General features: G+C 71.4%; 16 protein-coding genes, 1 tRNA gene and 1 pseudogene. 1 reads left to right on the forward strand and 17 read right to left on the reverse strand.

All coding sequences use genetic code 11. The features are described 5' to 3' along the window. Positions 1–37: 37 nt before the first annotated feature. From ACZ6ZT_RS08805 to ACZ6ZT_RS08870, 14 genes are all read right to left on the reverse strand, one after another. Positions 38–1,270: a serine hydroxymethyltransferase gene (locus ACZ6ZT_RS08805; protein ID WP_469716872.1), complete on the reverse strand. Its 1,233-nt coding sequence runs from the start codon at positions 1,268–1,270 to the stop codon at positions 38–40. A gap of 90 nt (positions 1,271–1,360) precedes the next feature. After that, positions 1,361–2,023, reverse strand: a complete 663-nt coding sequence (locus ACZ6ZT_RS08810; protein ID WP_469716874.1) for an arsenate reductase/protein-tyrosine-phosphatase family protein — start codon at positions 2,021–2,023, stop codon at positions 1,361–1,363. Continuing rightward, positions 2,020–2,667 carry an L-threonylcarbamoyladenylate synthase gene (locus ACZ6ZT_RS08815; RefSeq protein WP_469716876.1) on the reverse strand — a complete coding sequence of 216 codons (648 nt, stop codon included), beginning with the start codon at positions 2,665–2,667 and terminating at the stop codon, positions 2,020–2,022. The genes ACZ6ZT_RS08810 and ACZ6ZT_RS08815 overlap by 4 nt, the downstream gene beginning before the upstream one ends. A gap of 49 nt (positions 2,668–2,716) precedes the next feature. Further along, complete coding sequence (gene prmC / locus ACZ6ZT_RS08820) at positions 2,717–3,562, reverse strand: peptide chain release factor N(5)-glutamine methyltransferase (RefSeq protein WP_469716878.1); 846 nt, start codon at positions 3,560–3,562, stop codon at positions 2,717–2,719. A 53-nt stretch (positions 3,563–3,615) separates the two neighbouring features. Next, complete coding sequence (gene prfA / locus ACZ6ZT_RS08825) at positions 3,616–4,695, reverse strand: peptide chain release factor 1 (RefSeq protein WP_469716880.1); 1,080 nt, start codon at positions 4,693–4,695, stop codon at positions 3,616–3,618. 120 nt (positions 4,696–4,815) lie between these two features. Further along, complete coding sequence (gene rpmE / locus ACZ6ZT_RS08830) at positions 4,816–5,034, reverse strand: 50S ribosomal protein L31 (protein WP_351879120.1); 219 nt, start codon at positions 5,032–5,034, stop codon at positions 4,816–4,818. A gap of 178 nt (positions 5,035–5,212) precedes the next feature. Further along, entirely contained in the window at positions 5,213–6,313 is a 1,101-nt protein-coding gene (locus tag ACZ6ZT_RS08835; RefSeq protein ID WP_469716881.1) for an LCP family protein, read from the reverse strand. Positions 6,314–6,533: 220 nt separating this feature from the next. Beyond that, positions 6,534–8,669 (reverse strand): transcription termination factor Rho, encoded by a 2,136-nt coding sequence (gene rho / locus ACZ6ZT_RS08840; protein WP_469716883.1) that lies wholly within the window; start codon positions 8,667–8,669, stop codon positions 6,534–6,536. A 427-nt stretch (positions 8,670–9,096) separates the two neighbouring features. Continuing rightward, positions 9,097–10,035 carry a homoserine kinase gene (thrB, locus tag ACZ6ZT_RS08845; RefSeq protein ID WP_469716886.1) on the reverse strand — a complete coding sequence of 313 codons (939 nt, stop codon included), beginning with the start codon at positions 10,033–10,035 and terminating at the stop codon, positions 9,097–9,099. Positions 10,036–10,362: 327 nt separating this feature from the next. Beyond that, positions 10,363–11,433 (reverse strand): threonine synthase, encoded by a 1,071-nt coding sequence (thrC, locus tag ACZ6ZT_RS08850; RefSeq protein ID WP_469716888.1) that lies wholly within the window; start codon positions 11,431–11,433, stop codon positions 10,363–10,365. Between the two features lie 6 nt (positions 11,434–11,439). Continuing rightward, positions 11,440–12,729: a homoserine dehydrogenase gene (locus ACZ6ZT_RS08855; RefSeq protein WP_469717302.1), complete on the reverse strand. Its 1,290-nt coding sequence runs from the start codon at positions 12,727–12,729 to the stop codon at positions 11,440–11,442. Between the two features lie 170 nt (positions 12,730–12,899). Beyond that, a complete protein-coding gene (gene lysA / locus ACZ6ZT_RS08860) occupies positions 12,900–14,291 on the reverse strand; it encodes a diaminopimelate decarboxylase (protein WP_469716890.1) in 1,392 nt (463 codons plus the stop codon). A gap of 19 nt (positions 14,292–14,310) precedes the next feature. Next, a complete protein-coding gene (gene nrtL / locus ACZ6ZT_RS08865; RefSeq protein WP_469716892.1) occupies positions 14,311–15,303 on the reverse strand; it encodes an ArgS-related anticodon-binding protein NrtL in 993 nt (330 codons plus the stop codon). Between the two features lie 80 nt (positions 15,304–15,383). Further along, a complete protein-coding gene (locus ACZ6ZT_RS08870; RefSeq protein WP_469717304.1) occupies positions 15,384–15,851 on the reverse strand; it encodes a response regulator in 468 nt (155 codons plus the stop codon). 106 nt (positions 15,852–15,957) lie between these two features. Between ACZ6ZT_RS08870 and ACZ6ZT_RS08875 the strand changes: the two genes are divergently transcribed. Further along, positions 15,958–16,029, forward strand: a tRNA-Arg gene (locus tag ACZ6ZT_RS08875). 135 nt (positions 16,030–16,164) lie between these two features. Here ACZ6ZT_RS08875 and ACZ6ZT_RS08880 read toward each other — a convergent pair. The 3 genes and pseudogenes from ACZ6ZT_RS08880 to ACZ6ZT_RS08890 form a co-directional block, all read right to left on the reverse strand. Next, complete coding sequence (locus ACZ6ZT_RS08880) at positions 16,165–16,722, reverse strand: hypothetical protein (RefSeq protein WP_469716894.1); 558 nt, start codon at positions 16,720–16,722, stop codon at positions 16,165–16,167. Between the two features lie 125 nt (positions 16,723–16,847). Then, positions 16,848–18,289: pseudogene (locus ACZ6ZT_RS08885) on the reverse strand (tyrosine-type recombinase/integrase). A gap of 20 nt (positions 18,290–18,309) precedes the next feature. Continuing rightward, positions 18,310–18,501 (reverse strand): helix-turn-helix transcriptional regulator, encoded by a 192-nt coding sequence (locus ACZ6ZT_RS08890; protein ID WP_078892742.1) that lies wholly within the window; start codon positions 18,499–18,501, stop codon positions 18,310–18,312. Positions 18,502–18,716 lie beyond the last annotated feature (215 nt).

Genomic DNA, 18,716 nt, shown 5'->3' on the forward strand with positions numbered 1-18,716 from the left:
TACCCGTTCCCGGTTGCGGTACGCCCCTCGTGCCCCTTTAAACCCCGTACGGGGGAAATTCCCGGGCCAGCTCACCGGCCTTCTTACGGGTCCCCGCCGCGGCCCCGCCGCGCAGCGCGGCCGTGAACAGCTCCGCGATCCGGACCATCTCCGGCTCCCCCATCCCCTGCGTGGTCACCGCCGCCGTGCCGAGGCGGATCCCGCGCTGGTCGCCGTACGGCAGGGCGCAGGTGTCGAGGACGATCCCGGCCGCCGCGAGCCGGCCGCGGGCGGTCGGGCCGTCGAGGCCGAGCCGGGCCGGGTCGGCGCTGATGAGGTGGGTGTCGGTGCCGCCGGTGGTGAGCGCGAAGCCCCGGTCCTCCAGGGCCTGCGCCAGTGCGCGGGCGTTGGCGACGACCCGGTGGGCGTACCGGGTGAAGGCCGGGCCGGCCGCCTCCCCGAAGGCCACCGCCTTGGCCGCGATGGTGTGCATCTGGGCGCCGCCCTGGGTGAAGGGGAACACCGCCCGGTCCACGCGCTCCGCGAACTCCGCGCCGCACAGCACCATCCCGCCGCGCGGGCCGCGCAGCACCTTGTGGGTGGTCGCGCAGACCAGGTCCGCGTACGGCACCGGGCTCGGCGCGGCGCCACCCGCGACCAGGCCGATCGGGTGCGCGGCGTCGACGATGAGGTAGGCCCCGGCCTCGTCCGCGATCTCACGGAACGCCGAGTACTCGATGTGGCGGGGGTAGGAGATCGAGCCGCACACGATGGCCTTCGGGCGGTACGTCCGGGCCAGCTCCTGCACCTGCGCGTAGTCGATGAGCCCGGTCTCGGCGTCGACCCCGTAGCCGACGAAGTCGAACCAGCGGCCGGAGAAGTTCGCGGGCGAGCCGTGCGTGAGGTGTCCTCCGTACGGGAGGCCCATCGCGAGGACCGTGTCCCCGGGCCTCAGCAGGGCGGCGTACGCGGCGAGCACGGCGGAGGAGCCGGAGTGCGGCTGTACGTTGGCGTGCTCGACCCCGAACAGGGCCCGGGCCCGCTCGACGGCGGTCCGCTCGGCCAGGTCGGCGTACTCGCAGCCACCGTGGTGGCGGGCGCCGGGGTAGCCCTCGGCGTACTTGTTGGCGAGCGCGGAGCCGAGGGCGGCGAGCACGGCCGGGGAGGTGAAGTTCTCGGCGGCGCTCAGCTGGAGCGTCTCCGCCTGGCGCCGGTGCTCCCCCGCGAGGACGTCGGCCATCTGCGGATCCTGCTGCCGCAGCAGGTCCGAGGGCTGGGTGATGACGCTCATGGCGCGACTCCAGGGGCTACCCGACAGGTACAGCCACGATAGCCCCGCCCCCCTGAACCCGCCGCGCGGCGCGGCGCCCGCCGGCCCCGCTCAGCGTGCGGCCGTGACGCCCGTCAGGGCCGTGACCACGGGGTCCAGTGCCTGGTTGATCTCGTCGCCGATCGAGCGGAAGAAGGTGATCGGCGCGCCGTACGGGTCGTACACCTCGTCGGCGTCCGCGGACGGTGCCAGCAGCCAGCCGCGCAGCGCCGCGGCGGCCCGTACCAGGGCCCGGGCGCGCTCGGCCATGCCGTCGTCCAGCGGCGGCAGCGTCGCCGGGTCTATGGCCCGCACGAGCCGCGTGAACTCCTTCAGCGTGAAGGTGCGCAGCCCCGCCGAGTGGCCCATGGAGATGACCTGCGCCCGGTGGTCCCGGGTGGCGGTCAGCACCAGGTCGGCGCGTATGACGTGCTCGTCCAGCAGCTCGCGCCCGGTGAAGCCGGTCGCGTCGGCGCCGAAGTCCGCGAGGACGGCGGCGGCGTTGGCCTCCATCGGCGCTCCCTCGTGGCCCCAGGTGCCCGCGCTCTCCACGATGAGGTCGCCCGGGGCGAGCCCGAGGCCGTCGAGCCGGTGCGTCAGGGCGTGCCGCGTCAGCCGCTCGGTAATGGGCGAGCGGCACACGTTGCCGGTGCTGACGTGGAGTATGCGGAAGGGGTCTTCCCCGGCCCCCACCGGGACCCGGCCCCTTGCTATGCCACGCCCCTCAGGGCTCACGGGGCCACCTCAAGGTCGGGTACGACCTCCCGCAGCTGCTCGGCGGTCAGGGCCCCCGCGCGCAGCAGGACGGGAACCTTCCCGGTGACGTCGACGATCGACGACGGCAGCGTGCTCGGCGTCGGGCCGCCGTCCAGGTACACGGACACGGAGTCGCCCAGCATCGCGCGCGCCGCGTCGCAGTCCTCCGGCGCGGGGTGCCCGGTCAGGTTCGCCGAGGACACGGCCATCGGGCCGACCTCGGTCAGCAGCTCGATCGCGACGGGGTGCAGGGGCATGCGTACGGCGACGGTCCCGCGGGTCTCACCCAGGTCCCAGGCCAGCGACGGCTGGTGCTTGGCGACGAGCGTGAGGCCGCCCGGCCAGAAGGCGTCGACGAGCTCCCACGCCTGCTCGGAGAAGTCCGTGACCAGGCCGTGCAGCGTGTTCGGGGAACCGATGAGCACGGGCGTGGGCATGTTGCGGCCGCGCCCCTTGGCGGTGAGCAGGTCACCGACGGCCTCGGCGCTGAAGGCGTCCGCGCCGATCCCGTACAGGGTGTCGGTGGGCAGCACGACGAGCTCGCCGCGGCGCACTGCGGATGCCGCTTCACGCAGGCCCGTCTTGCGGTCCGTCGCGTCGTTGCAGTCGTATCGCCGGGCCATCAGCGGGCCTCCTCGTGCAGCAGGGGGGTGGCAGGGGTGTGCGCGCCGCTCACGGCATCGCCTTGCGGGCGGTCGCGAAGCGCGGTCGGTTGTTCAGGTCGGGGTGGTCGGCGGCGTCGGCCCAGCCCCGCTCGTCGGCGAAGATCCACGGCACCTGGCCGCCCTGGGTGTCGGCGTGCTCGATGACGACGATCCCGCCCGGCCGAAGCAGCCGGTGCGCGGTGCGCTCGATGCCGCGGATGGTGTCGAGGCCGTCCTCCCCGGAGAACAGCGCCATCTCGGGATCGTGGTCCCGGGCCTCGGGGGCCACGTACTCCCACTCGGTGAGCGGGATGTACGGCGGGTTGGAGATGACCAGGTCGACCTGCCCGTCCAGCTCCGGCAGCGCGCTCAGCGCGTCGCCCTGGTGCACGGAGACCCGGGAGCCCTCGGCGTTCTTACGGGTCCACCGCAGCGCCTCCTCGGACAGCTCCACGGCGTGCACGCGCGAGCGCGGCACCTCCTGGGCCATGGCGAGCGCGATGGCGCCGGAGCCGGTGCACAGGTCCACGATCAGCGGCTCGACCACGTCCATCGCGCGGACGGCCTGTATGGCCCAGTCCACGACCGACTCGGTCTCGGGCCGGGGCACGAACACCCCGGGGCCGACCTGGAGCTCCAGGTAGCGGAAGAAGGCGCGGCCGGTGATGTGCTGGAGCGGCTCGCGCGCCTCGCGGCGGGCGACGGCCTCCCAGTAGCGGGCGTCGAAGTCCGCGTCCTTGACGTGGTGCAGTTCCCCCCGCTTGACGCCGTGCACGAAGGCCGCGAGCTCCTCCGCGTCGAAGCGCGGTGAGGGCACGCCGGCGGCGGCCAGCCGCTGGGTGGCCTGGGCCACCTCGGCAAGCAGCAAGTTCACGCTGGTCCTCCGGGCTGCTGTCGTACGGGGGGTGGTGCGGGGATCGGGCGGACTCAGTGCGCGGCGGCGAGCTTGGCCGCGGAGTCCGTGTCGACGCAGGCCTGGATGACCGCGTCGAGGTCGCCGTCGAGCACCTGGTCCAAGTTGTACGCCTTGAAACCGGTCCGGTGGTCCGAGATCCGGTTTTCCGGGTAGTTGTACGTACGGATCTTCTCGGACCGGTCCACGCTGCGCACCTGGCTGCGGCGCACGTCGGAGGCCTCCTGCTCGGCGGCTTCCTGGGCGGCGGCCAGCAGGCGCGAGCGCAGGATGCGCATGGCCTGCTCCTTGTTCTGGAGCTGGCTCTTCTCGTTCTGGCAGGAGGCGACCACACCGGTCGGGAGGTGCGTGATGCGCACGGCCGAGTCGGTGGTGTTGACGGACTGGCCGCCGGGGCCGGAGGAGCGGTACACGTCGATGCGGAGGTCGTTCATGTTGATCTCGACCTCGACCTCCTCGGCCTCCGGGGTGACGAGCACGCCGGCGGCGGAGGTGTGGATGCGGCCCTGGGACTCGGTGGCGGGGACGCGCTGGACGCGGTGCACACCGCCCTCGTACTTCAGCCGGGCCCACACGCCCTGGCCGGGCTCGGTGGCGCCGTTGCCGCCCTTGGTGCGGACGGAGACCTGCACGTCCTTGTAGCCGCCGAGCTCGGACTCGGTGGCGTCGATGATCTCGGTCTTCCAGCCCACGCGCTCGGCGTAGCGCAGGTACATGCGCAGCAGGTCACCGGCGAAGAGGGCGGACTCGTCGCCGCCGGCGCCGGCCTTGACCTCCAGGAGCACGTCCTTGTCGTCGCTGGGGTCGCGCGGGACGAGCAGCAGGCGGAGCTTCTCGGTGAGCTCTTCGCGCTGGGCGCTCAGTTCCTTGACCTCGGCGGCGAAGTCCGGGTCGTCGGCCGCGTACTCCTTGGCCGTCTCGATGTCCTCGGCCGACTGCTTCCAGGCGCGAAAGGTCGCCACGATCGGCGTCAGCTCCGCGTAGCGCTTGTTCAGCTTGCGCGCGTTGGCCTGGTCGGAGTGGACCGAAGGGTCGGAGAGCTTCTTCTCAAGATCGGCATGCTCGCCGATCAGTTCCTCGACCGCCTCGAACATCGGGTGCTCCTGTGGGATGAGTCAAAAATTGGGCTGGGCTTGGCGACACGACGACAAAGGCGCCGGTCCGGCCGCCCCCGCGTGGTCAGGGGGCGGCCGGATACCGGCGCCTGGGTCGCGCTACTTCTTGGCCGCACCCTTGCCGAAGCGGGCCTCGAAGCGGGCCACACGGCCACCGGTGTCGAGGATCTTCTGCTTGCCCGTGTAGAACGGGTGGCACTCGGAGCAGACCTCGGCACGGATGGTGCCGTCGGTCAGGGTGCTACGGGTGGTGAACGACGCGCCACAGGTGCAGCTGACCTGGGTCTCGACGTACTCGGGGTGAACATCGCGCTTCAAGGTGTCTCCTAGATTCGGGAGGGCGCCGGGTCGCAGGAGCCGAATTGCGTACTGCGTGAACCGGGGCCGACAGACCAGTCTGCCAGGACCGGGCCGCCTGTCAAAATTCTGAGGACGCTCCCTTCAACGGGGAGGGTCCGGTATCTATTCCGGCCGGGCCGACTGGCGGCCGCGTGCGCTACTGGACGATCGAGCCGACGCCGCCCTTGTCGCCCGACGAGTTCTCGGTGGCCCCGGCGGGGATGGGCTGGTCGGCCAGCAGGGCGTCCCAGACCATCTTGGACTCCTTGGTGAGGGGCACCACGCGGTCCTTGTCGAGCGGGTCCCGCGTCACCGGCAGGGTGATCATGTGCATGTTCTCGGCGCCGATGCCCTGGAGGCCCTGGGCGAAGCCCATGAGGGACTTCACGTCGCCGAGCGCCTTGTCGGTGGTGATCGCCTTCGTCGCGGAGTCCGCGAGGTTCAGCAGCTTCTTCGGGTTGTCGAAGACGCCGATGCCCTTGACCTGCTTGATCAGCGCCTTGATGAAGGCCTGCTGGAGCTGGATCCGGCCCAGGTCGCCGCCGTCGCCGACGCTCTTGCGGGTACGGACGAGTCCGAGGGACTGCTCCCCGTTGAGCGTGTGGGGGCCGGGCGGGAGGTCGAGGTGGCTGTCCTTGTCCTTGATCGGCTTGGTCGTGGTGAGCGGGACCCCGCCGAGGTTGTCGATGATCTTCTTGAACCCCGTGAAGTCGACCTCGATGTAGTGGTCCATGCGGATCCCCGACATCTTCTCGACGGTCTTCACCGCGCAGGCGGCCCCGCCTATGGTGAAGGCCTCGTTGAACTGCGAGCGCTGGCGGCCGGGGTCGGTCTTGCCGTTCCCGGTGGCGCAGGCGGGCCGCGGGCCCATCGTGTCGCGCGGGATCGATATGACGCTGGCCTGCTGGTGGCCCTGGTACAGGTGGATGATCATCGCCGTGTCGGAGCGGGCCGAGCCGCCGTCGTCCTGGCCGTACTCGCCGTTGGCCCCGCCGCGGGAGTCCGAGCCGAGGACGAGGATGTCCATCGAGCCGTTGTCGACGTTGGCGGGACGGTCCTTGCCCAGGGCCTGGTCGATGTCGACCGTCTTCAGGTTGCCGTTGAGCTTGAAGTAGAACCAGCCGAGGCCGCCACCGCCCAGCAGGACCACCGCGGCGGCGGTCCAGGCGGCGATGGTGAGGGCCCTGCGGCGCTGCGTCGGTTTCCGCCGGCGCCGGGTTGCGGCCCGACGGCCGCGGCCCCTGCTTTCCTCGCTCATGCTCTCCTCAGTCCTGCGTGCGTCGCCCGAAGCTTCTCTCACTCAGACGGACCAGTGGGTTCCAGGGTTCCATGGCGTACGGAACGGACCGTTCACCGGGTCGCGAATGTGGCAAAGCTCGCACGGGCGGCGCGTACGGGGCGGTTCCCGGCGGGCGCACGAACGGAGCCGCCCCCTCCGCTGATGCGGCGGGGGCGGCTCCGGTCAGGCGCGGACCCGGTCAGTCGTCGTTCTTGCCGGCCGGGGTCGTCTTGGCGATCTGCATCAGGAACTCGGCGTTCGACTTCGTCTGCTTCATCTTGTCGAGCAGCAGCTCGATCGCCTGCTGCGAGTCGAGCGCGTGCAGCACCCGGCGCAGCTTCCAGACGATGGCGAGCTCCTCCGCGTTGAGGAGGATCTCCTCCTTGCGGGTGCCCGACGGGTCGACGTCGACGGCCGGGAAGATGCGCTTGTCGGCGAGCTTGCGGTCGAGCTTGAGCTCCATGTTGCCGGTGCCCTTGAACTCCTCGAAGATCACCTCGTCCATGCGCGAGCCGGTGTCGACCAGCGCGGTGGCCAGGATGGTCAGCGAGCCGCCGTCCTCGATGTTGCGCGCGGCACCGAAGAAGCGCTTCGGCGGGTACAGCGCGGTCGAGTCGACACCACCGGACAGGATGCGGCCGGAGGCGGGCGCGGCGAGGTTGTACGCGCGGCCCAGACGGGTGATCGAGTCCAGCAGGACGACCACGTCGTGACCCAGCTCGACGAGACGCTTGGCGCGCTCGATGGCCAGCTCGGCGACCGTGGTGTGGTCCTCGGCCGGGCGGTCGAAGGTCGAGGAGATCACCTCGCCCTTGACCGACCGCTGCATGTCGGTGACCTCTTCCGGACGCTCGTCGACCAGGACGACCATCAGGTGGCACTCGGGGTTGTTGACCGTGATCGCGTTGGCGATCGCCTGCATGATCATGGTCTTGCCGGTCTTCGGCGGGGCCACGATCAGGCCGCGCTGGCCCTTGCCGATCGGCGACACGAGGTCGATGATGCGGGTCGTCAGCACGCCCGGGTCGGTTTCCAGCCGGAGCCGGTCCTGGGGGTACAGGGGCGTCAGCTTCTGGAACTCCGGGCGGCCGCGGCCGGATTCGGGCGCCATGCCGTTGACCGAGTCCAGGCGCACGAGCGCGTTGAACTTCTCGCGGCGCTCGCCGTCCTTGGGCTGGCGGACGGCGCCGGTGGTGTGGTCGCCCTTGCGCAGGCCCGCCTTGCGGACCTGGGCCAGGGAGACGTACACGTCGTTCGGGCCCGGCAGGTAGCCGGAGGTCCGGATGAACGCGTAGTTGTCGAGGATGTCGAGGATGCCCGCGACGGGGATCAGCACGTCGTCGTCGGCGACCTGCGGCTCGCTCGGCGCGAACTCGTCGCGGCCACGGCGGCCACGGCGGTCGCGGTAGCGGCCGCGACGGCCGCGACGGCCGTCCTCACCGTCGAAGTCGTCCTGGGGGCCGTTGTCCTGACGGTCCTGCCGGCCCTGCTGGCCCCGGCCGCCCTGCTGCTGGCGGTCGGCGCGGTCCTGACGGTCGGCACGGTCCTGACGACCGGCGCCCTGGCCCTGGCCGCCCTGGCCGCCCTGACCCTGACCGCCCTGGCCGCCCTGACCCTGGCCGGCCTGGCCCTGGTCGTCGGCCTTGGCGCCGCGCTCGCGGCGGCCCTGCTGGCGCTCGCCCCGCTCGCCCCGCTCGGCACGGTCCCCGCGGTCACGGCGGTCCCGGCGGGTCCGGCCCTCGCCGGCCTCCTGCGTCTGGCCCTGGCCCTGGGCGGCGACGGTGGTCACCGCTTCGGCCTTGGGCTCGGCGACGGCGGCGGCCGGCGCGGCCTCGGTCTTCTGCTCGACCTGCACGGCGGCGGCGGCCGAGGACTCCGGGCTGCCGGAGGGCGCGGTCGCCCGGCGGCGGCGGCGCTCGCCGACCGGCGCGTCGTCGCTGGCGGGCTGGCCCGGAATGTCGATCTGCGCCTGCACGGCGGGCTTCTCGGCCGCCTTCTCGGCGGGCGCCTCGGCCGCGCTCTCGCCCGTACGGGCCTTGCTGGTGGCGCGGCGCTTCGGCTTGCTCTCGGCGGCGTCGGCGGCGGGGGCCGCGGTGGCCGCGGCCTTGGGAGCGCTGCCGCCCTGCGCCTCCTTGATGACCTCGATCAGCTGGCTCTTGCGCATCCGCGCGGTGCCCCTGATTCCGAGGCCCGACGCGACCTGCTGCAGCTCGGCCAGGACCATGCCGTCAAGGCCGGTGCCGGAGCGGCGACGCTTGGGTGCGGCGCCCGCGGCGGGGGCACTGGTGTCGACGTTGGTGTCGGCAGCGCCCATCAGATCGGTGGTGTCGCTCACGAAGGGTCCTTCCCTGGAGCGGACGTCGGCCTGTCTGGCTCGGCGACCGGTTGTGCTGTCCGACGACGGTCCATGGCCTGATGGGGCATGGGCCGCAGCCGGGGCGGTGGTCCGCCGGAAGATGTACGGCGGAGAGAAACGTGCATGGGTGGTTCCGGCGAGAAGCCCCCGAGCTGTACGCGTGGGAATGTCACGCCGATTCCGGAGCGTGCTCGAAACTGCTGGCAGTGATCAAAGCAGTCGGGGAGGCTCCCGGAAGAAAGGTGGTCCCGAATGGGGACACTGAGCACCGAGCCATGGCGGCTTCGGATGCGCACTTGAGACTAACACTACCGGATCCAACAGACATTCCCCCTCTCAATCACCGGCAATCGCCCCGTCCGCGGGGGGCGGCCTGCCCGGCCGCCCGCCCCGACGGGCCGTGTCGTCACGACACGGACTGGCCGCCCTGGGCACCCAGCGGAAGGACGCTCGCACCCGCGACGTCGAGCGCGAGCCGGTTGGCGGCCCACCCCTCGCCCGCGAGCCGCGCGACCTTGTCGGCCGCGTCGTTGTCGACCAGCGCGAGGACCGTGGGGCCCGCGCCGGAGATGACCGCGGGGATCCCGTCCGCCCGCAGCCGGCCCACGAGCGCGACGCTCTCGGGCATCGCCGGGGCCCGGTACTCCTGGTGCAGCCGGTCCTCGGTGGCGGGCAGCAGCAGCTCGGGACGCCTGGTCAGGGCCTCCACGAGCAGGCCCGCGCGGCCCGCGTTCACGGCCGCGTCCACGTGCGGCACGGTGCGCGGCAGCAGTCCCCGCGCGGTCTCGGTCAGGACTGGCTTGGAGGGCACGAAGACCACCGGAACGATGGAACCCGCGGGGTCCATCCGGATCGCGCGGGCGCTCCCCCCGTCCATCCAGGCCAGCGTGAAGCCGCCGAGCAGGCAGGCGGCGACGTTGTCGGGGTGGCCCTCGATCTCGGTGGCGAGCTCCAGCAGCGCCGCGTCGTCGAGCTTCGCCTCGCCGCCTATGGTCACGGCGCGGGCGGCGACGATACCGGCGCAGATCGCCGCCGAGGACGAGCCGAGGCCGCGCCCGTGCGGGATCCGGTTGGCGCAGACGACCTCCAGGCCGCGCGGCTGCCCGCCCAGCAGGTCGAAGGCCGTGCGCATGGAACGTACGAGGAGGTGGCTCTCGTCCCTGGGGAGGGTGTCGGCACCCTCACCCGCGATGTCGATGTCCAGGCCGGAGTCGGCGACCCGGACGACCACGTCGTCGTAGAGCCCCAGGGCCAGGCCGAGGGCGTCGAAGCCCGGGCCGAGGTTGGCACTGCTGGCGGGGACGCGCACTCGTACGGCGGCGGCGCGGAACGCTGGACCTGCCATCGGTCGATGACACTCCTTGTGACTGTGCGAGATCTGGTGTCGGTGCGGGATCTTCGCTGCGAATGTACTGGAGAACGTACGACACCCGAAGGCCCTTGGGGCAGCACCGCGTCATGTGTGCGGTGGCGGATGTAAGTACAGCGTATCGAAGGAAGGTTCCCTCGCGACATAGGGCGCACAAGAGGCGCACGATGCGTGTCGCGGCCGTCCCGTCGGACCGCCGCGGCCGCCGCTGCCGTACGGACCCGTTGCCGGGTCCCGGAGGTTTTCCGGAACCCGGCAACGGGGCGTCGGGGCGCGTACGCCCCGGGGGCCGGCCGGCCCGGGTCAGATCAGGCCGAGGCGGACGGCCGCGGCCTCCGCGTCCACCGGAATGGTGACCGGCTGCGGGGCGCCGGCGACCGCCCAGTCGGGGTCCTTCAGGCCGTTGCCGGTGACCGTGCACACGATCGTCTGGCCCGGGTCGACCAGCCCGGCGTCGGCGGCCTTGAGCAGACCGGCCACCGAGGCGGCCGAGGCCGGCTCGACGAAAACACCCTCCTGGGAGGCCAACAGGCGGTAGGCGGCCAGGATCTGGCGGTCCGTCACCTCGTCGATGAAGCCGCCCGACTCGTCCCGCGCGGCCAGCGCGTAGTCCCAGGAGGCCGGATTGCCGATGCGGATCGCGGTCGCGATGGTGTGCGGCTCCTTGACGATCTCCCCGCGCACGATCGGGGCGGAGCCGGAGGCCTGGAAACCCCACACCCGGGGCGTACGGGAGGCCAGGCCGTCGGCCTTGTACTCCTTGAAGCCCTTCCAGTACGCGGTGATGTTGCCGGCGTTGCCGACGGGCAGCACATGGACGTCGGGGGCGTCGCCGAGCGCGTCCACGATCTCGAACGCGGCCGTCTTCTGGCCCTCGATGCGCACCGGGTTGACCGAATTGACCAGGGCCACCGGGTAGTTGTCGGACAGCGCGCGGGCCAGATCCAGGCAGTCGTCGAAGTTGCCGTCAACCTGCAGGATCTTGGCGCCGTGCACGAGCGCCTGGCCCATCTTGCCGAGCGCGATCTTGCCGCGGGGCACGAGCACCGCCGAGACCATGCCGGCGCGCACCGCGTAGGCGGCGGCGGAGGCCGAGGTGTTGCCCGTGGAGGCGCAGATGACGGCCTTGGCGCCGTCCTCCTTGGCCTTGGTGATGGCCATGGTCATGCCGCGGTCCTTGAAGGACCCCGTGGGGTTCGCGCCCTCTACCTTGAGGTGGACCTCACAGCCGGTGCGCTCGGAGAGCACCTGGGCGGGGACGAGGGGAGTGCCGCCCTCGCGGAGCGTGACCACGGGAGTGGTGTCCGTCACCGGCAGGCGGTCCCGGTACTCCTCGATGATGCCGCGCCACTGGTGGGTGCGATTGCTGCTCATGGGTCCTTACTCCCCTTCAACGCGCATGATGCTGGCGACACCGCGCACGGTGTCCAGCTTCCGCAGCGCCTCGACGGTCCCGGAAAGGGCGGCGTCGGGCGCGCGGTGGGTGACGACGACGAGGGAGGCCTCGCCGTCCTTGCCCTGCTGACGGACGGTGTCGATCGAGACACCGTGCTCCGCGAAGACCGTCGCCACCTGGGCGAGGACGCCCGGCTTGTCCGCCACATCGAGGCTGATGTGGTAGCGGGTGACGACGTCCCCCATGGGGCTGACCGGCAGCTGGGTGTACGCCGACTCGCCGGGCCCCGTTGCCTGGGCGAGCTGGTTGCGGCAGACGGCGACGAGGTCGCCGAGGACCGCGGACGCGGTCGGGGCGCCGCCCGCGCCGGGCCCGTAGAACATGAGCCGCCCGGCGGCCTCCGCCTCGACGAACACGGCGTTGTACGCCTCGCGCACCGACGCCAGCGGGTGGCTGAGCGGGATCATCGCCGGGTGCACGCGGGCCGTCACGGACCGGCCGTCGGCGGCCCGCTCCAGGATCGCCAGGAGCTTGATGGTGCAGCCCATGCGCTTGGCCGAGGCGAAGTCGGCCGCGCTGACCTCGGTCATGCCCTCGCGGTAGACGTCGTCGAGGCGCACGCGGGTGTGGAAGGCGATGCCGGCCAGGATCGCGGCCTTGGCGGCGGCGTCGTAGCCCTCGACGTCGGCCGTCGGGTCGGCTTCGGCGTACCCGAGGGCGGTGGCCTCGTCGAGCGCCTCCTGGTAGCCGGCGCCGGTCGAGTCCATCTTGTCGAGGATGAAGTTCGTGGTGCCGTTGACGATCCCCATCACCCGGTTGATCTTGTCGCCGGCGAGGGACTCGCGCATCGGGCGGACCAGCGGGATGGCGCCCGCGACGGCGGCCTCGTAATAGAGGTCCCGGCCGTGCGCCTCGGCCGCGGCGTGCAGCGCGGCGCCGTCCTGGGCGAGCAGCGCCTTGTTCGCGGAGACGACGGAGATGCCGTTCTCGAAGGCGGTGGTGATCAGGGTGCGGGCGGGCTCGATACCGCCGATGACCTCGATGGCCACGTCGATGTCACCGCGTTTGAGCAGGGCCGTCGCGTCGGTGGTGATCAGCGCCGGGTCGACGCCCTCGCGCACCTTGGCGGGACGGCGTACGGCCACGCCGGCGAGTTCGACGGGCGCGCCGATCCGGGCCGTCAGATCGTCGGCGTGCGTCGTCATGATGCGCGCCACCTCTGAGCCGACCACTCCACAGCCCAGCAGCGCCACCTTCAGCGGACGCGTACGCATCATTCGACCTACGCCTTTCGATCTTCCATCCGTAACCCGTGCGCGGATGCGCGCGGGTCCTGAACCAGTCTCACTCAATGGACAGCACTTTCCATCCTCGGTCCATTGAGTGAGACACCGGTGAGTTGTCTATTTTGGGGGTCCGAGGGCTTTCCCCAGAAATATGGGAATCACCCGAGGTCGAGACGCAGGAGATCTTCCTCCGTCTCGCGCCGGACGATCACCCGCGCCTGCCCGTCGCGCACCGCGACGACCGGGGGGCGCAGCGCGTGGTTGTAGTTGCTGGCCATGGAGCGGCAGTACGCCCCGGTGGCCGGGACCGCGAGGAGGTCGCCCGGCGCCAGGTCGGCGGGGAGGAAGGCGTCCTTCACGACGATGTCGCCGCTCTCGCAGTGCTTGCCGACGACGCGGACCAGCATGGGCTCGGCGTCGGAGACGCGGGAGACGAGGGTGACCCCGTACTCGGCGTCGTAGAGCGCGGTGCGGATGTTGTCGGACATGCCGCCGTCGACGGAGACGTACGTACGCAGTCCTTCGAGGGGCTTGATCGTGCCCACCTCGTACAGGGTGAACGCCGTGGGACCCACGATCGCCCGGCCGGGCTCGACGGAGATCCGGGGCGGGCGCAGGCCGGCGCTCTCGCACTCGCGGGCCACGATCTCGGTGAGGGCCTTGGCGATCTCGTGGGGCTCGCGGGGGTCGTCGGCGGAGGTGTAGGCGATGCCGAGGCCGCCGCCGAGGTCGATCTCGGGGAGCTCCACGCCGTGCTCGTCGCGGACGGCGGCCAGCAGCTGGATGACCCGCTTCGCGGACACCTCGAAACCGGCCATGTCGAAGATCTGGGAGCCGATGTGGGAGTGGACGCCGAGCAGGTCGAGGCTCTCGTGGGCGAGGGCGCGGCGGACGGCCTCGGCGGCGGAGCCGTCGGCGACGGCGATGCCGAACTTCTGGTCCTCGTGCGCGGTCGCGATGAACTCGTGCGTGTGCGCCTCGACGCCGACCGTGACGCGGATCTGCACGGGCTGGCGCACGCCGAGCTCGCGGGCGGTGTGCGCGACGCGGGCGATCTCCTGGAAGGAGTCGAGGACGATGCGGCCGACGCCGGCCTCGACGGCCCGCCGGATCTCGGAGCCGGACTTGTTGTTCCCGTGGAAGGCGATCCGCTCCGCCGGCATTCCGGCGGCGAGCGCGGTCGCCAGTTCCCCGCCGGAACACACGTCCAGATTGAGCCCTTCCTCCTTCAGCCACTTCACGACGGCCTTGGAGAGGAATGCCTTTCCGGCGTAGAAGACGTCCGCGTCCTTGCCGAAGGCGTGCGCCCAGGCGCGGCAGCGGGCCCGGAAGTCCTCTTCGTCGAGGAAGTAGGCGGGGGTGCCGAACTCCTCGGCGAGCCGGGTCACTTCCAGGCCGCCGACGCTCACGACGCCGTCGTCGCCGCGGGTGACGGTGCGCGCCCAGACCTTCTCGTCCAGCACGTTGAGGTCGGCGGGCGGCGGTGCGTAGTGGCCCTCGGGCAGGACGTCGGCGTGGCGGGGCCCGGCGGGGTGCGCGGAACGGCTCATCGGATTCTCTCTTCGCGGGTCACAGGAAGTCGGGTGCGTCCATGCCGAGCAGGGCCAGGCCACCGGCCAGCACCGTCCCGGCGGCGTTGGCGAGGGCCAGCCGGGCACGGTGGGCGGCCGAGGGTTTCTCGTCCCCTCGGGGCAGGACGTCGTGCTGGTGGTCGAGGAGCACGTCGGCGACGGTGACGAGGTGCCGGCAGAGCCGCTCGGGCGCCCGGTGGTGCGCGGCGGCTTCGAGCACGAGGGGATGGTCGGCGAGCAGACCGGCGAGGCGACGGCCCTCGCCTGCGCTCCCCTCTTCTCCGCTCCCCTCTTCTCCGGCTTCGGGGTGGAAGCCGAGCAGGGCGGCGTTACGGACGAGGGCCCGAGCGCGGGAGTGCGCGTACCGGACGAGGAAGGGCTCGCTGGACTCGTCCTGGAGGAGCAGCCCGGGGGGGAAGGAGGGGGTCTCGCGGGGCGGCACGGCGAGCATCGCCCACCGCGCGGCATCCGCCCCGAACCGTACGAGAACGTCCCCGTCGCGGCGGGCGACGGGGGCGACGGGGGTGTCGGTTTTGCGGCACTCCTGCCCCTGGCTGGCCCGCAGCCGGGCGACGGTTTCCCGGACGGCCCGCTCACGGGGCCCGGTGGCGCCGGTCCAGTGGAAGGGGCCGGCCTCGACGGCGTCGTCCGCGTACCCGTACCGCGTCCCGCGGCGCAGGACCTCCCGTACGAGGCCGGCGTCGGAGCGGGGGGCGAGGGTGAAGTTCAGGAACCCGGCGCCGGTGACGTCCACGCGCGCGATCCCGGGCTCGGTCCGCAGCAGCCGGGCGAGGACGCGCGCGACCTCGGCGGGGGCCCGGCCGGCGGTCTTGGCCACCTGGAACGCGGCGGGGCTGGCGTACTCCCCCGCCCCGCCGGGCCGCGTCCGCTCGACGACCACCCGCTCGGGCGCGGGGCCGGCGAGCTCACCGCCCTCGACGGCGCGGCGTACGGCGCGTACGACGGCACGAGAGAGGTCGGCGGGGGTCACGGGACCCAGCCTAGGGGAGAAGCCCCGCGCCCCGGCATCGGGTTTCGCCATGTGAACAGCCGCCCGGACCGGCGCCCGCGTCAGACCCCTCGGCCGGCCGGAGCGCCCTTCCGCTCGCGCCGGTCCTTGCGCTCCACGAGCCGGCGTACGACGCGCACCAGCTCGGCGGGCTCGAAGGGCTTGGCGACGAAGGCGTCGACCCCGGCGGCGATCCCCGCCTCGACCTCGAACTGCGTGCACGCGCTGACGATGGCGACGGGCAGATGCAGCGTCCGCGGATCGGCCCGCAACTGCGCGGCCGCCCCGAACCCGTCCAGCCGGGGCATGACCACGTCGAGGGTGATCGCATCGGGCCGCACGCGATGGACGACGTCCAGACACTCGGCACCATCGTTCGCGGTCACGACCTCGAAACCCTCCAGTTCGAGATTGACCTTGATCAGCTGCCGGATGACCTTGTTGTCGTCGACAACAAGCACCCGGCCCGAGGCGCCTGGCACAACTCGAGAGTAGGTCGCCCTAAGCCCCCGCGTCCGGGTTTTCGCCACTTCCACCCCCTCCGGGCGACCGACCTCCTCCTCCCGCCCGAAACCGTTCCTGATCACCCCGCGGAAGCTGGTAGTGTTCAACCCGTCGCCGCAACGCGAACGACACGCCCCCGTAGCTCAGGGGATAGAGCAACGGCCTCCGGAGCCGTGTGCGCAGGTTCGAATCCTGCCGGGGGCACTCCAGCCACTCAGTGTGTAAGTGTCGCTGACCAGCTGAAGTGCCAAGCATGAAGGCCCGAACTCAGTCCCACTGAGTCCGGGCCTTTGTCGTTATTACGCACTGCTCCCGTGTGAGGGGCGTGTGGGCCACGCGTCAGCCGGACGCATCGCTGATCACCCGTCGGGCACGCTCGTAGAACTGCTCACGCGTCCCGTCCAGACCGGCTGCATCCGGGCGCGTCGTGAGATTCGACAGGGCTTCAGCAGTGCCGGCCGCCCACTCGCCGTAGGCCTCGAAGACGGCATTGGCCCGCTGCCGGAGCTCCAGGTCAGGCATCACCTCGATGACGGGCAGGGCGTCGTCATGGTGCCGGCGGACGGCGGCAGAGCACTCGTCGTACAGGAGCGTGGCGGCCAACGTGTCCGCGGCTTCCGTGGCCTCACCGATCTTCGCCCGGAAGTCCTGGAGCATCTTCGAGATGGTCGTGGAGGTGGCGATCACCTGCTCCCGCACGCGCTGCTCGTGCGTCAGCCTGGCCTCGTGCTCGCGCTTCGCCGCCTCCAGGGCATCGGCGTGCTGCTGCCTCCTCCCCTCGGTCCGTCCGGTGAAGTAGTGGGTGATCCAGGCCGCGGCGGCCGAGCTGATGAGCACAGCTCCGGCAGAGATCGCCGCCGTGACCCACTGGCTGTCCTGCACCACCGTCGTGGTCACTTCACCCGTGGTGGTGGTCGTCTGTCGGCCACCACACCCGGATATGGCCAACATGATCCCCAACAGCCCTAATCGGCTCGCCACTTGTCGCATGAGCGCAGATTAGTGTCAGCCATTCCTCGTGCTCACAGGGGTTCTGCCCACCCCATAGCCTTCGCGATCTTCGCGTTGTTCAGCTCCTCGTGGCCGTCGATGCAGCCTTCGTAGCGTCGGTGGATGACCTCGGGCGAGTTGCCGGCGCGGCGGGCGACCTCGGCGACCGGAACCCCGGCGTTCAGCCAGTTCGTGATGCAGGCGTGCCGGAGGTCGTACGGCCGCCGCGCGAGCGGTGAGGCGGCCCTGTCGGGAGGCAGGGCGAATGCCCGTGCCTCCTGCCAGACCCTCCAGTAGCTGGACGTCCCCAGCACGCCGCCTCGCTCGTTGGCGAAGAGCCGGCCGCCCGGAGCCGTGCCGAACTCCTCGATGTGCTCGCGGAGCATCGCCACCAGGATCGGCGGAATGGGCACTGGCCGGTCGGCCTTGGCCTCGCGCGACTTGAGGCCGCGCTTGTCGTGGCACTTCCCGGAGTCGGTCCACCTTTTGCCGGATACCGGCAGCGTCTCCCTGAGCGTGAGCGTGCCCCACCCCGTTTCGGGGAGGTGGCAGTCCTGCTCCCTCAGCCCGACCGCTTCCGCCGGCCGCATCGCCGCGTAGAGCTGGCAGGCGAAGAACGCGACGAGTCGTCGCCCGCGGTTGCGGTGGACGGAGCCGACGTAGGAGACCGCGGTTAGGAGCTGGCTTCCCTGGACGGCATTGACAGGACCCTGGGGTCCACCGCGTCACCGCCCTTGGGCCCGGCCCGCTTCACCCCGGCGAGAGGGTTCGCGTCCAGGTAGCCCGACTCGATCGCGTATTCCATGGCGGTGTTGAAGCCGCGGCGGCGGCGCTTGTAGGTCTCCCCCGCCGCCGGGGTGTCGTCCAGCTTGAACGAGAGCCGGTACTGGACGTCCCGGAGCATTCTCGGGTCCTGGAGGTCTGAGAGCGGCCGGGAGCGCTGCGCGAGCCACGTACAAGGCTTCACGAGCTCTGGCGGAGGCTCCTCGCCCTTGTGGGCCGGTACGACGGCCCAGCGCACCGCCAGGCGTACCTCTTCCGGGGTGGGCGCTTTGGCGCCGTCGCCCATCATCGCGATGGCCACCGTGGCGAGACTGTCCGCCAGCCCCTCGCGGGTCTTCGCCGCAGCGGTCCGCCACCTGACAGCCATGTACTCGCGACTGAAGTCCCACCAGGTGGGGTCGGGGCGGACGTTCTCTTTGGCGGCGGCCTTCCGGACCTCGGATTCCGGTAAGCCCGATTCGACGTCGAAAGGCTGCCCTTTCGTCATCGCGTTCCAGAGTTCCGAACGGCGGCTTTCGGCGAGCGCCACAGTGGCGAACGTCGCGTGCCGGACTTGCCCGGCCACGACCCAGCGCAGCTGATAGGGAGCCGACTTGCTCGAAAGCTTGCTGATCTTCCAAATCCGGACATCCGTGGTCAACGTGAGTTCCGCCGCGGGGGCCGGGCCCCCGCTCTTGCGGGGGCCCGGCACGTTCGCGGTCTTGCGGTTGGTCACGCGGCCTCTTCCAGGGTTGCGATCCAGCGCTCCAGCTCTGAGCGCCGGATTCGGACCGAGCCGTTCGGGAGCTTGATGGCCTTGGGGCCCTTCCTGAGCTGCCGCCAGCGGTAGAACGTGGCCAGAGGTACGCCGATCTCTTCAACGACTTGGGGGATGGTCAACATCTCGTCACGCGGTGCGGCCACTGTTCCTCCACGGGATAGGTGGTTGAGCTACGGGACGGCGGGGCGCCGCAGAAACCGCAGAATCCGCAGAAATACCGGGATCTGTGGCCTGACCTGCGGCGTTCGGGTGCTGCTGGCATGTGCCGCAGAAACCTCGGGAATCTCCGCAGAAATAGGTGGCGGCCCGTGGGGCGAGGCGGAGCCAGCCGTGGGCGCTGATTTCTGCGGGAGTTCCA

The sequence above is a fragment of the Streptomyces sp. NPDC102258 genome (genome assembly GCF_055584685.1).

What these genes read in the sequence shown, in the direction of transcription:
- ACZ6ZT_RS08815 (WP_469716876.1), bottom strand. Translation starts at nt 2,667, where the DNA reads ATGGCCCGGCGATACGACTGCAACGACGCGACGGACCGCAAGACGGGC.
- ACZ6ZT_RS08855 (WP_469717302.1), bottom strand. Translation starts at nt 12,729, where the DNA reads ATGCGTACGCGTCCGCTGAAGGTGGCGCTGCTGGGCTGTGGAGTGGTC.
- ACZ6ZT_RS08805 (WP_469716872.1), bottom strand. Translation starts at nt 1,270, where the DNA reads ATGAGCGTCATCACCCAGCCCTCGGACCTGCTGCGGCAGCAGGATCCG.
- prfA (WP_469716880.1), bottom strand. Translation starts at nt 4,695, where the DNA reads ATGTTCGAGGCGGTCGAGGAACTGATCGGCGAGCATGCCGATCTTGAG.
- lysA (WP_469716890.1), bottom strand. Translation starts at nt 14,291, where the DNA reads ATGAGCCGTTCCGCGCACCCCGCCGGGCCCCGCCACGCCGACGTCCTG.
- ACZ6ZT_RS08835 (WP_469716881.1), bottom strand. Translation starts at nt 6,313, where the DNA reads ATGAGCGAGGAAAGCAGGGGCCGCGGCCGTCGGGCCGCAACCCGGCGC.
- thrB (WP_469716886.1), bottom strand. Translation starts at nt 10,035, where the DNA reads ATGGCAGGTCCAGCGTTCCGCGCCGCCGCCGTACGAGTGCGCGTCCCC.
- thrC (WP_469716888.1), bottom strand. Translation starts at nt 11,433, where the DNA reads ATGAGCAGCAATCGCACCCACCAGTGGCGCGGCATCATCGAGGAGTAC.